General features: G+C 57.2%; 10 protein-coding genes. 8 read left to right on the forward strand and 2 right to left on the reverse strand.

Going from position 1 to position 12,337, the window contains the following annotated elements; all coding sequences use genetic code 11:
• Positions 1–2 precede the first annotated feature (2 nt).
• Genes ACFOWX_RS04505 through ACFOWX_RS04540 form a run of 8 tightly spaced genes read left to right on the forward strand, consistent with a single transcriptional unit; the run spans position 3 to position 10,633 of the window.
• Positions 3–1,028, forward strand: a complete 1,026-nt coding sequence (locus ACFOWX_RS04505; RefSeq protein WP_381421744.1) for an AAA family ATPase — start codon at positions 3–5, stop codon at positions 1,026–1,028.
• A 2-nt stretch (positions 1,029–1,030) separates the two neighbouring features.
• Complete coding sequence (locus tag ACFOWX_RS04510) at positions 1,031–2,767, forward strand: hypothetical protein (protein WP_381421746.1); 1,737 nt, start codon at positions 1,031–1,033, stop codon at positions 2,765–2,767.
• A 36-nt stretch (positions 2,768–2,803) separates the two neighbouring features.
• Complete coding sequence (locus ACFOWX_RS04515) at positions 2,804–4,003, forward strand: XrtA/PEP-CTERM system-associated ATPase (RefSeq protein ID WP_381421748.1); 1,200 nt, start codon at positions 2,804–2,806, stop codon at positions 4,001–4,003.
• A gap of 26 nt (positions 4,004–4,029) precedes the next feature.
• Complete coding sequence (locus tag ACFOWX_RS04520) at positions 4,030–4,890, forward strand: XrtA system polysaccharide deacetylase (RefSeq protein ID WP_381421750.1); 861 nt, start codon at positions 4,030–4,032, stop codon at positions 4,888–4,890.
• Positions 4,887–5,969, forward strand: a complete 1,083-nt coding sequence (locus ACFOWX_RS04525; RefSeq protein ID WP_381421752.1) for a FemAB family XrtA/PEP-CTERM system-associated protein — start codon at positions 4,887–4,889, stop codon at positions 5,967–5,969. The genes ACFOWX_RS04520 and ACFOWX_RS04525 overlap by 4 nt, the downstream gene beginning before the upstream one ends.
• Positions 5,966–7,189, forward strand: a complete 1,224-nt coding sequence (locus ACFOWX_RS04530) for a TIGR03087 family PEP-CTERM/XrtA system glycosyltransferase (protein WP_381424908.1) — start codon at positions 5,966–5,968, stop codon at positions 7,187–7,189. Before ACFOWX_RS04525 ends, ACFOWX_RS04530 begins: the two co-directional genes overlap by 4 nt.
• The gene (gene xrtA, locus ACFOWX_RS04535; RefSeq protein ID WP_381421754.1) at positions 7,186–8,730 is read left to right on the forward strand and encodes an exosortase A; all 1,545 of its coding nucleotides are present in this window, start codon (positions 7,186–7,188) and stop codon (positions 8,728–8,730) included. Before ACFOWX_RS04530 ends, xrtA begins: the two co-directional genes overlap by 4 nt.
• Before the next feature lie 10 nt (positions 8,731–8,740).
• Entirely contained in the window at positions 8,741–10,633 is a 1,893-nt protein-coding gene (locus ACFOWX_RS04540) for an XrtA/PEP-CTERM system amidotransferase (protein ID WP_381421756.1), read from the forward strand.
• 16 nt (positions 10,634–10,649) lie between these two features.
• On the opposite strand, the gene truA is transcribed toward ACFOWX_RS04540, so the two are convergent.
• Together truA and fmt are read right to left on the reverse strand one after the other, a co-directional pair.
• Positions 10,650–11,396: a tRNA pseudouridine(38-40) synthase TruA gene (gene truA, locus ACFOWX_RS04545; protein WP_381421758.1), complete on the reverse strand. Its 747-nt coding sequence runs from the start codon at positions 11,394–11,396 to the stop codon at positions 10,650–10,652.
• The gene (gene fmt / locus ACFOWX_RS04550) at positions 11,396–12,301 is read right to left on the reverse strand and encodes a methionyl-tRNA formyltransferase (protein WP_381421760.1); all 906 of its coding nucleotides are present in this window, start codon (positions 12,299–12,301) and stop codon (positions 11,396–11,398) included. The genes truA and fmt overlap by 1 nt, the downstream gene beginning before the upstream one ends.
• Between the last annotated feature and the right edge of the window lie 36 nt (positions 12,302–12,337).

Below are 12,337 nucleotides of genomic sequence, written 5' to 3' on the forward strand. Positions count from 1 at the left end.
ATATGAACAAGCATAGCTCCATCAAATCATCCGGCTCGCTGCTCGAACGTGCCTCTGAATTATACGGCTTTGGCGATGCCTTGCGCGGCGGCGCACCGATGGCACCGCCAGCCGCCGAACCTGCCTCACCGGATAGCTCGGTAACAGGCGGTTCAGTGCCCGGACCAGTGCCGGGTCCGGCGCCCCAAGCCAGCCCCGTTGCCGAGATCGCTCCGCTTGCTGCTGCGCCTACCCCGGTGCAGGCCGCAACCCCGCCCGCTTATTCCAGCCGGTCCAACCGGCCGCAGCAAAGCACCCGTTTTGCCAAGATTGACCGGCAATTGTTGACCGATGGCAATTTTATTGACCCGACTGGCCCAGTGACTGGATTGTCGGAAGAATTTCGGATTGTGAAACGGCAGCTGCTGCTCGCGGCGCGCGGCGGAAAAGGATATGAGCCTGTTGAACATGGCGAACGGATATTGGTCTGTTCGGCGCATCCAAATGAGGGTAAAACCTATTGTTCGATCAATTTGGCGCTGTCCATGGCCTCGGAAAAGGACAACCGCGTCCTGCTCGTTGATGCCGATTTTGCCAAGCCGAGCATATTGGCGACGCTGGGAATTGACCATAGTCCGGGATTGATGGACGCGTTGGCCGATCCCAACAGCAATGCCGAAAGCTTCGTTATTGAAACAGATATAGCAGGACTGTCGGTTCTGCCTGCGGGGGCGCAAACCAATCAGGATACCGAGTATCTGGCGGCATCACGGACAGCTGAGATCATCGATGATCTGACCCGTAATGATCCCAGCCGGATAATCATTTTCGATTCGCCCCCCGCATTGGCGGCATCGCCGGCCTCTGTGCTTGCACTTCATGTTGGTCAGTGTTTGGTAGTGGTGAATGCGGATGAAACCACAGACAGTGCCCTGCGCGATGCGCTTAGTCTGCTCAGCGGCTGCGACCATGTTCAGCTGCTTTTGAACCGCGCAAAATTCTCTCCCACAGGCCGAAAATTCGGCAATTATTATGGATATGGAGCATGATCATGCACAACCGGACTTCCAGCAAGAAGATATTAATCACCCTTTTGGGTAGCGCGGCATTTATGTTGCCGCAGGCTGCTTTGGCGCAGCAATTGGCACCTGAATGGTCGCCGTTGGATGACAGCGGCCCCGTTTATGGCAGCGCAGGAAGCGACGAGGTGCCCGCTGCTGAAGAAGAAAAAAGCTCTCGCCGCAGCGGCGCGCGAAAAGGACCGCGCGTTGATGTAACCCCATATCTGGAGGTGCAGCAGGTTGCACTGACCAGTTTCCGGGACGGCAGCAATGATGTGCTGACCTATACTACGGTTGCCGCCGGCGTTGATGCATCCATATCAACGCGCCGCGCCGAGGCGCAGGTTAATGTGCGTTATGAACGGTTGATCGCTTATGACAATGGAGTGGATGACCAAAATCTCGTATCCGGCCTTGCGCGCGGTTCGGTGCTGGTCGCGCCTGGTTTGAGCCTAGAGGCAGGGGCCATTGCAACCCGCAGCCGGATTGACGGACGCGGCGCATCGCCCACCAATTTGGTTGGCAATCCAGATAACGTCTCGCAAGTCTATTCGGTTTATGCCGGCCCCACATTTGCGACCAATGTTGGCGGTTTGTCGGTCAATGCTGCTTACCGTGCGGGCTATACCAAATTTGAAAGCAAGGATGTTGACCTTCCGCCCGGCCAGGAACCGTTCAGCACATTTGACGACAGTGTCAGCCACCTAGCCACTGCATCTGTTGGGATGCAGCCCGGTGAATTGCCGATCGGTTGGGCGATCAGCGGCGCATATGAGCGTGAGGATGCCGGACAGCTGGATAACCGCTATGAAGGCAAATATGTACGCGGCGACGTGACCGTGCCTGTTGCCGCCGGTCTCGCCGTGATTGGCGGTATCGGATATGAAGATATTGAGATTAGCGAACGTGACGCGCTGCGGGATGCGGCGGGTGATCCAGTGGTCGATGATAATGGCCGCTTTGTGACGGACCCTGCTTCGCCGCGATTGGTTGCGTATCAGGAAGACGGGCTGATCTGGGACGTGGGCCTTGCCTGGCGTCCAAGCAGCCGGACTTCGGTTAGCGCTTATTATGGGCAACGCTATGGCGGCGATACTTTCGGTGCCAATTTGACTTATCAACCGAATAACAACTTTGCGGTGAACGTGGCGGTTTATGACCAGGTCACGGGCTTTGGCAGCTTGTTGAACGATAGCTTGGCGGCGTTGCCGACCAGTTTCCGGGTCGCGCGCAACCCATTGTCCGGCGACATCGGCGGCTGTGCATTCGGCGGGGCAGGTGGTTTCTGCTTCAACGATGCCCTGCAAAGCGCCAACAGCGCATCGTTCCGCAATCGCGGCGTGACGGCGGCATTGGCTTCCAATCTTTCGGGATGGGATGTCGGCGTCGCGGCAGGTTACAGCAACCGCCGTTATCTGGCATCTGCCGTCGGGGCCCGTGCGGAACTGTCCGGATTGGTTGACGAGAACTATTTCGCGCTCGCATCTTTGGGTCGGAATATTGATGAGCGCTCACGCTTTGATACCAGCGTTTATGCGACCTATTTTGACCCCGGATTTACAGGGGCACCTGATGTTCTGGGGCTGGGCGCAAACGCGGCTTATTACCGCGAGATTGTTCGCGGCCTGTCGGCAACCGCAGCGGTTGGCCTCGATAGTTTCCGTCAGGAAGATTTTGACAGCGATTTGACCGCCTCTGCTTTGCTGGGGCTGCGCTACAGCTTCTAATGCTGAGCAGATGAATTTGGATCGGAGAAAGACAATATGTACGACCAATTTTACGGACTGAACGGACGGCCATTTCAGCTGACGCCTGATCCGCAATATTATTTTGAAAGCGGAACGCACCGCAAGGCATTGTCCTATCTGGGCTATGGCCTTGCGCAAGGCGAAGGCTTCATTGTCATTACGGGCGAAGTAGGCGCGGGTAAATCGACGCTGGTGGCGCATTTGATGCAGAGCATCGATAAATCGCGCCTCAGCGCCGCGACGATTGTGACCAGCCATTTGGATGGCAAAGATATGGTGCAAATGGCCGCTGAAAGCTTTGGCATCTCTTCGCATGGCAAAGATAAGGCCGAGATGCTGAAAGCCATTGAAAGCTATTTGCATGGTGAAGCGCGTTCCGGCCGCCGTTGTTTGCTTGTGGTGGACGAAGCGCAGAATTTGTCCATCGATGCCGTTGAAGAGCTGCGTATGCTGTCCAATTTCCAATTGGGGTCGCAGGCGCTGTTGCAAATTTTCCTTTTGGGACAGCCTGAATTTCGGGATCTGGTTCAAAATTCGGACGCATTGGAACAGCTGCGCCAACGCATCATCGCCACGCATCATCTCGACGCGATGGAGGCTGACGAGGTTGAACCCTATATCATCCACCGCCTGACCCGTGCTGGATGGAATGGCAATCCCCAATTTGGCAGCGATGCTTTCACCGCGCTCTATGCTGAAACTGGCGGCGTCCCGCGCAAGTTGAATATGTTGATGAGCCGGGTGATGTTAATGGGCGCGGTCGAACAATTGCATCATATTGACGGCGCTCTGGTGAAAGCGGTGGTCGCAGATATGGCTGGCAAACCATTTGAATATACGGCCCCGCCGTCGGCAAAAGCCCCCGCTGCGCCGGTAGTGCCCGAAGCGCAAATAGCGCCTGAGCCGGAAACAGAAACCGAACCGCTGCCTGCTTATACTGCCGAAGCCGCAGAAGAGTTGGTGCTGGATAACGCTGCGCCCGCTCAACCTGACGGGCAAGCTGAAACTCGGCTCGCCGATAATGAGGACGAAGATGTTGCAGCAGTAGCCGCGCTTGAAGCCAATCCCGAACTGATTGCCCGTTTGGCAACCTTGGAACAGCGAGTGAGCGAGCAGGAAGATGCGCTGCGCCATGTGCTGTCCATGATGATTGATTGGATGGACCGTGAAACTTCGCTAGAAAGCAAGCTGCGTCAGGCAAACCGCGCCGCGTAACATTGCAATGAAAGGACGTTTAGCCCGTGCGAAACGCGCTTTCCGTAGATGTCGAAGACTGGTTCCAAGTAGGTGCATTTGAAACCGTAATCAAACGCAGCGACTGGGACAGCCTAGAGTGCCGCGCTGAGCGGAATACCGACGGGGTGCTGGCATTATTTGATGATGCCGGAGTGAAGGCGACCTTCTTTACTCTTGGCTGGGTGGCCGAGCGTTATCCGGCATTGATGCGGCGTATTGTCGAGGCGGGGCATGAAATTGCCAGCCATGGCTATGCCCATGACCGGGTCTTTAATTTTACCCCGGATCAATTTGCCGCCGATATTGATAAAGCGCGCAAGATTATTGAGGATACAAGCGGCGCGGCTGTTACGGGATACCGCGCGCCTAGCTTCTCAATCGATAAACGCACGCCTTGGGCACATGAAATATTGGCTGAAAAAGGCTATTATTATTCCTCCAGCGTGGCGCCGGTGAAGCATGATCATTATGGCTGGGCCGAAGCGCCGCGTTTCGCCTTTCATCCGGTGGCAGGTTCGGATTTCCTTGAGATTCCGGTCACTACGGCGCAATTAGGGCCCAAACGGCTGGCGGCTGGTGGCGGCGGGTTTTTTCGGCTTTTGCCTTATCAATTTTCGCGCTGGGCCATTCGTCAGGTGAATTTGGAGGAAGGCCGCCCCGCGATCATCTATTTCCACCCATGGGAAATTGACCCCGATCAACCCCGCGTTGCCAATGCACCGGTAAAATCGAAATTGCGGCATTATACAAAACTCGACAAAATGGCGGGAAAGCTGGCGCGGCTCGCCCGTGAATTTGAATGGGAAAGGCTCGATGCGATTGCGATGCGGGAGCAGCAACGGCTATTGGAAAAGGCAGCCGCATGAACGCGCCGCAACATTTCCGTTCAGCACAGGGCTTGGCGTCTATCCGTGCGCTTAATCTGGGCGACCCCGGTGAATGCGCCCGCATTGATTCTTGGGTCATGGCGCAGGCGGCCGGATCGCCGTTTCACCGGCCGAAATGGCTGAACGCGATTGAACGCGCTACGGGGCAAGAGGCCCATTGCTTGATCGCTGAAGCGGGGGGTGAGATTGCTGGCATACTCCCTCTGCATATCATGCACTCGCCGTTATTTGGGCGGGCGCTGGTATCATCCGGCTTCGCCGTCGGCGGGGGCATATTATCCGGTAATCCCGTGGCCGTGAAACAACTTGCCGAGGCAGCATGGCAATTTGCTGAGCGTCGGAGCTGCCCAACCGTAGAGCTGCGCGGCGGGGCGATGCCCGGCGGCGCATGGACCGAAAAAAGCGATGCCCATGCCAATTTCGCCCGCGCCCTGACCAGCGATGATGAGGCGGAGCTGCTCGCGATACCCAGGAAACAAAGGGCTGAGGTGCGCAAAGGTCTGGCCAATGGTTTGCGCATCACCACTGGCAACGGTAGGCAGGATCGCCGCCACCATTATGCGATTTATGCCGAAAGCGTCCGCAATCTCGGCACGCCAGTGTTCCCGCAATCGTTGATGGACGCGGTGCTGGACGGCTTCGGCGATCAGGCCGATATATTGACCGTGCTTGATGGCGACCGGCCGGTGGCGAGCGTGTTGAGCCTCTATCATAATGGCATCGTCATGCCTTATTGGGGCGGCGGAATATGGGATGCGCGGCGTCTGCGCGCCAATGACGTTATGTATTATGCGCTGATGAACCATGCCCGGCAAAAAGGCTGCCATAGTTTTGATTTTGGCCGCAGCAAAACAGGCAGCGGAGCATATCATTTCAAGAAAAATTGGGGTTTCGAACCCGATCCGCTGTCTTATGCAGTGCGCACGGCGGATGGCGGCGAACCGCGCGACGTGAACCCGAATAGCCCGAAATATAAGATGCAAATCGCGCTCTGGCAGCGGCTGCCCTTATCCATCGCCAACCGTTTAGGCCCTTGGATCGCCAAAGGATTGGGATAGTGGCAGAGATATTATTTCTCGCCCACCGCATCCCATGGCCTGCCGATCGGGGCGATAAAATCCGGTCTTATCATATCTTGCAGCATCTCGCGCAAATGGGCCCCGTGCATGTTGGTAGCTTCGCCGATGACGACCGCGATATGAGCTTTGTCGCTGAAATGGAGCCGAACTTTGCGTCGGTCCATGCGGAAAAACGGGTCAAGCCGCAGTGGCAGGCGGGGCTAGAGGCGCTGCGTTCCGGCAGACCCATTTCGGTGGAAAGCTTCGCATCACCGTCAATGGCCAATTGGGTGAACAGCGTGCTGGCAAGCCGCCCAATCAGCCACATTTTCGTTTTCTCCGGCCAAATGGCACAATATATTCCGGATGATTTTGCTGGGCGGATCATCATGGATTTCGTCGACGTGGATAGCGCCAAATTTGAACGCTATGCGAGCGAAGGCGGGGCGTTTATGCGCTGGGTCAATCGCCGCGAAGGCCGTTTGCTCGCTGCTTTTGAACATCAAGTCGCTGCCCGCGCCGATGCCAGCTTGTTCGTCAGCGAAGCCGAGGCAGCGCTTTTCCGGCAGCGTAGCGGGCTTAGCGCTGATATAGTCCTGCCCATTGGCAATGGCATTGATACGATCAGCTATGACCCGCTGGCGGACATACCAAGAGCAAAGGGCGTGCCGCGTGGGAAGATTATTATGTTCACCGGGCAAATGGATTACCGCCCGAATATAGAGGCAGTGGATGACTTTGCCCGCCGCGCGATGCCCGCCATTTTGCAACGCCACGCGGATGCCAAATTTATAATCGTTGGCCGCAGCCCCACCGACGCAGTTAAAGCGCTCGCAAATTTGCCCGGCGTGACTGTGACAGGGGCGGTTGACGATGTGCGTAGTTGGTTAACGGCGGCTCATGTGGTGGCCGCGCCGCTGCGCATCGCCCGGGGGATTCAGAATAAAGTGCTGGAAGCGATGGCCATGGCAAAACCGGTGGTTGCCTCTGCTGCTGCGGCCGAAGGGATAGAAGCCACTGACGGCGTTCATTTCCACGTCGCCGCCAATATCGGCGAAGAAATTGAAAAAATCTGCGCCTTGTTAAGTGATGCCGAGGCCGCAAAAAGGCTCGGTATCAGCGCGCGTTTGCATGTGCAGCAACATTATAGCTGGGATGGTCAGCTGGCCCCTTTGGATGCGTTGATGTCAATTAAGCCGCTCCGCGAGGCGGCGGAATGACAGCAATGTCTTCTCGCCTCGACGATTGGGTGGGGCCAGCCAGCGGCGGCACGGACATGATTTGGCGCCGGTCGCTACTGATGCTGGTGGGCATGTGGGTAGGTATATTGCTGCTATTCTGGCGCGATGCAGCCGATATGGCGGTAATTTGGTGGACGAGTTCCACCTTTAACCATTGCCTGCTGATTCTGCCCATCCTCGGCTGGCTGGTGGTGATGCGCAAGACTGAACTGGCGGCGCTTGTTCCTGTCACTTGGTGGCTGCCTTTATTATATGTCGCGGCGGGCTCATTTGGTTGGCTGCTCGGCGATGCAGCGAGCGTTGCACTCGCGCGGCAATTGGGTCTGATTATGATGTTGCAGGGAACGGCTGCGGCACTGCTTGGTCCCAATGTGACTCGTGGTTTGTCCTTTCCCCTATTTTATATGTTCTTCCTTTTGCCTTTCGGCGAAGAGGCTGTGCCAGCGCTCCAATTGGTAACCGCCGATATGTGCATGTTTCTGCTTGGCTTATTTGGCATACCTGCGCATATTGAAGGGATATTTATTTCGACACCAGCGGGTCTTTTTCGCGTGGCTGAGGCTTGTTCAGGGGTGAAATTCCTGATCGCGATGGTGGCGCTCGGCGCGTTGATATCTAATCTCTGTTTCACAAGCTGGAACCGGCGGGCAATTTTCATGGCGGCCTGTTTCATAGTCCCGATAATCGCCAATGGTATCCGCGCTTTTGCCACTATCTACATCGCCGAATTTCGCGGCATTGAATCGGCGGCCGGGTTCGACCATGTTTTTTACGGCTGGATATTTTTCGGCATTGTGATCGCGGTCATCATCGGCGGCGCATGGCGCTATTTCGATAAAAGCCCCGATGCGCCCGCTTTTGATCCCGCCCGCTTGCAAATGCCCGCCCGGTTTCAGGTTTCAGCGAAGGCGGTGATGATCGGATTGGGCTTGATCATCGCTATCCCCGCTGCTTGGCCCGTCATAATTTCGGCCCAGGTGCCGCCTTTGCCAGAGCAGATTGATCTGCCGCGCCCTGCCGGTTGGCAAATTGTGGACCATCAAAGCGGGCAGCATTGGAGCCCGCGTTTTGATGGAGCGAGCCGGATATTATATGCTCGGTACCGCAATCGCGCAGGCCAAGAGGTTGATTTTTTCGCCGCACTCTATGACCGGCAAAGCGAAGGACGCGAAATTGTCGGATATGGTCAAGGCGCGATTGATCCCGATGGTGGCTGGTCCTGGGTCGAAAATATCCCTGCACCGCAAGGGGCCAAAGCGGAAAAAATTATGGGCGCAGGCGGGGTGCTGCGTGACGTAGTCAGCTATTATCGCATCGGCGGCGTGACCAGCGGATCGGCGAGCCGGATCAAGCTGGCGACGATGAAGGCAAAGCTGTTGGGGGGTGATCAACAGGCTGCGGCCATATTGCTGTCCGCGCCCTATAAGGGCAAAGCGTCGCAAATTGCCGCGATTAACGGCTTTGCCAACGATATGGGAAATATTGACAAAGTTGCTGACCAGATGATGGGGGTGCGCTAAGCGGCTATCTATGTGCGGAATTGCAGGCATTTTTCATGTGGAAACGGCAAAGCCGGTGGATCCAGAACGGGTGCGCCGGATGACCGACGCGATTGCCCATCGCGGTCCCGATGGTTCGGGCGTGTGGACCGCCGCGGGCGTTGGGTTCGGCCATAGGCGGCTGTCGATCATCGACCTGGCGGGCGGGGGGCAGCCGATGCACTCCGCCGATGGCAAAGCGGTTCTGGTTTTCAACGGCGAAATATATAATTTCCGAGAATTGCGGCGGCAATTGGAGCAGGCCGGATATGCTTTTCGAACCGATAGCGACAGCGAGGTTATCTTGCATGGTTGGCGGCATTGGGGGACGGATTGTGTAACGCATTTCCACGGTTTTTTTGCTTTTGCCATTTATGATCTAACGCAAAAGCAGCTGTTTCTGGCGCGCGACCGGCTGGGCGTGAAGCCGCTATATTATGCGGACCTTGCCGATGGCAGTATCATTTTCGGGTCAGAGTTAAAGGCGCTGATGGCGCATCCGGCGCTGCGCCGCGAAGCCGATTTGGGCGCAGTCGATGATTTTTTAAGCTTCGGCTATGTTCCCGACCACACTTGTTTGATCAGCGGGGTAAAGAAGCTACCTGCCGGACACACCATGCTGCTCCAACAAGGCCGCCCGCGTCCGCAGCCAGTGGAATATTGGGACATTGATTTCTCCAACCGGATCAAAGGGTCGCAGGAGGAATTGGAGGAGGAGCTGCTGCGCCTGATGAAGCAAGCAGTCGAATCGCGCATGGTCGCCGACGTACCGCTTGGGGCGTTTCTATCGGGCGGGGTGGACAGCAGCAGCGTCGTTGCACTGATGGCGGAAATATCCCGGCAACCGGTAAAAACCTGCTCCATCGGTTTTGACGTCGGGGAGTTGGATGAAAGCGCCTATGCCGACACCGTCGCCAAACGCTTCCTCACCGATCATCGCAGCCGGCAGGTGGGCAGCGATGATTTTCAATTGATTGATACGCTTGCCTTTCATTTTGATGAACCGTTTGCCGATGCCAGCGCGCTGCCAACTTACCGGGTTTGCGAACTCGCGCGGGAACAGGTGAAGGTGGCCTTGTCGGGGGATGGCGCGGATGAGGCGATGGCCGGTTATCGCCGTCACGTATTTCATCACGGCGAGGAAACAGCACGCGGCATGATACCGGCTGCGCTGCGCTCGGCCCTATTGGGGCCGCTAGGCCGTGCCTATCCCAAGGCCGATTGGGCGCCCCGGCCGCTGCGTGCCAAAACGACCTTGCTGTCGCTCGCGCGTTCGGGGGAGGAAGGCTATGCCGAAGCCGTGGGCGTGACCGGCCCCGCCATCCGGCATCAACTCTATTCTGGCCGCGCCAAGGGCATATTGCAGGGATATCGCGCCGAAGAGCATATGCACCGGTTGATGCGCGGCGCGCCTGCGCGCTCCGGGCTCGACCGTGCGCAATATGCCGATATGAAGTTATGGCTGCCCGGTGATATATTGACCAAGCTGGACCGGACCAGCATGGCAGTAGGATTAGAGGCGCGGGAGCCTTTGCTTGACCACCGGCTGATAGAATTCACTGCAAAGCTGCCTGAAAATATGCGTGTGCGCCGGGGGCAGGGCAAATATCTGATGAAGCAGACGATGGAGCGCTATCTGCCCAAGGATATCCTCTACCGGCCAAAAATGGGCTTTGTCACGCCGGTTGCCCAGTGGCTGCGTGGTCCCTTGGCCGATAGCGCGCGGGGGATAGCAAACAGCCAGATATTGGCGTCAATGCAATGGTTTGACAGCGCCGCGATTGGCAAGATCGCAGAGGATCATATCGCCGGGCGCAGCGACCACGGGCGGCTATTGTGGCAGCTGATTATGCTCGAAAAATCGGTTGCCCGGATATTCGGTTAAGGGCGGCAAGATTTCCCTAACCCTGCGGATAGACGGCATCGACAAAATATAATCCGTCGGGCGGGGCATTATGGCCCAATCGTGCACGGTCCTTTGCGTCCAATGCGTTTTGCAGGTCTACCGCGCTCCATTTACCCCGGCCGACCAGCGCGAGACAGCCGACCATAGAGCGCACCTGATGATGCAGAAAGCTGCGCGCTGCGGCCTCGACAATCACCCGCTCCCCGTCGCGCCGCACGTCCAACCGGTCGAGCGTTTTGATCGGGCTGTCCGATTGGCATTCAGTCGACCGAAAAGTGGTGAAGTCATGCAGTCCGGTAAGCAACTGCGCGGCTTCATGCATCGCATCGCTGTCCAGCGGAAAGGGGATTTGCCATGCCTTTCCCTTTTCCAGCGCCAATGGTGCGCGACGGTTGACGATATGATATTCATAGGCGCGGCCGGTGCAGCTAAACCGGCTATGCCATTCATCATCGACAATCTCACAGGCGCGGATGGCAATCGGGGCTGGACGCAAATGGGCATTGAGGGCGCCTGCCAGACGGAAGCCGGTCAAATGCGTATCGAGATCGAAATGCCCGCGCATCGCAAGCGCATGAACCCCGGCGTCGGTGCGCCCTGCCGAATAAACCGGAATATCCGTGCCGCAGGTTTTACGCAGCGCTTTTTCAATTTCACCCTGCACCGTCGGCGCATTATCCTGACGCTGCCACCCGGCATAGGGGCCGCCATCATATTCAATCGTCAAAGCAAAACGCGGCATTAAAGCAGCACTCCGGCCGGAATTTTATTGCCTTTCAGAAACTCTCCGATGGACATAGCAGGCTTGCCCGCACGCTGGATCAGCTGAGGATGGATCGCCCCACTTTTACAAGCAATCGTCAATCGGTCGTCCATGACCATGCCTTCGGGGCCAAGCTCCTGTGCTATTTCGGTGACATCGCATTTCAATATCCGGTATCGCTGTCCGTCATATTCGAACCAGGCGCTCGGATAAAAAGCGCGCACTTGACGCTCGACTGCACTGGCATCCTGCCCGAAATTCAGTCTCGTTTCGGACTTGTCAATTTTCGAGGCATAGGTCACGCCTTCGCTTGGTTGCGGCTGTGCCGGGTATGCAGGAAGGTCGGCCAAAACCTGCACCATCAAATCCGCGCCCATAGCGGCAAGCTCCTGCGTTAGCTCGCTGCTGGTCTTACGGGCAATCGGCGTCGTCGCAGCGGCGCGCACGCCACCAGTATCCAGCCCTGCCTCCATCTGCATCACCATCACGCCGGTTTCTTGGTCTCCGGCCAATATCGCCCGCTGCACCGGCGCCGCACCGCGCCAGCGTGGCAGCAGCGAACCATGGACGTTCAGGCAGCCATGGGCCGGCGCATCCAGCACCGGTTGCGGCAGGATCAATCCATAAGCGGCGACCACCGCAATATCGAGGTTGAGCGCAGCAAAAGCGGCCTGCTCTTCCGCGCCCTTAAGCGACACGGGCGTGCGCAGTTCGATCCCAAGCTGTTCGGCGCGGGCGTGGACCGGCGAAGGGGATAGCTTCTTTCCCCGGCCAGCCCGGCGTGGCGGCTGAGAATAGACGGCGGCAATGTCATGCCCCGCCGCCGCCAGCGCGTTAAGCGTCGGCACGGCAAATTCCGGTGTTCCCATAAAGGCGATGCGCATATGTCTTTTCCTTTGTTGCAAAGCGCCCTAATGATG

The sequence above is a fragment of the Sphingorhabdus arenilitoris genome (assembly GCF_042651485.1).
GTDB lineage: Bacteria > Pseudomonadota > Alphaproteobacteria > Sphingomonadales > Sphingomonadaceae > Sphingorhabdus_B > Sphingorhabdus_B arenilitoris.

Bases quoted from the DNA above. Each gene is read 5' to 3' on its own strand.
- ACFOWX_RS04525 (WP_381421752.1), top strand. From the start codon at position 4,887: ATGAACGCGCCGCAACATTTCCGTTCAGCACAGGGCTTGGCGTCTATC.
- ACFOWX_RS04505 (WP_381421744.1), top strand. From the start codon at position 3: ATGAACAAGCATAGCTCCATCAAATCATCCGGCTCGCTGCTCGAACGT.
- xrtA (WP_381421754.1), top strand. From the start codon at position 7,186: ATGACAGCAATGTCTTCTCGCCTCGACGATTGGGTGGGGCCAGCCAGC.
- ACFOWX_RS04540 (WP_381421756.1), top strand. From the start codon at position 8,741: ATGTGCGGAATTGCAGGCATTTTTCATGTGGAAACGGCAAAGCCGGTG.
- ACFOWX_RS04515 (WP_381421748.1), top strand. From the start codon at position 2,804: ATGTACGACCAATTTTACGGACTGAACGGACGGCCATTTCAGCTGACG.
- ACFOWX_RS04510 (WP_381421746.1), top strand. From the start codon at position 1,031: ATGCACAACCGGACTTCCAGCAAGAAGATATTAATCACCCTTTTGGGT.
- truA (WP_381421758.1), bottom strand. From the start codon at position 11,396: ATGCCGCGTTTTGCTTTGACGATTGAATATGATGGCGGCCCCTATGCC.
- fmt (WP_381421760.1), bottom strand. From the start codon at position 12,301: ATGCGCATCGCCTTTATGGGAACACCGGAATTTGCCGTGCCGACGCTT.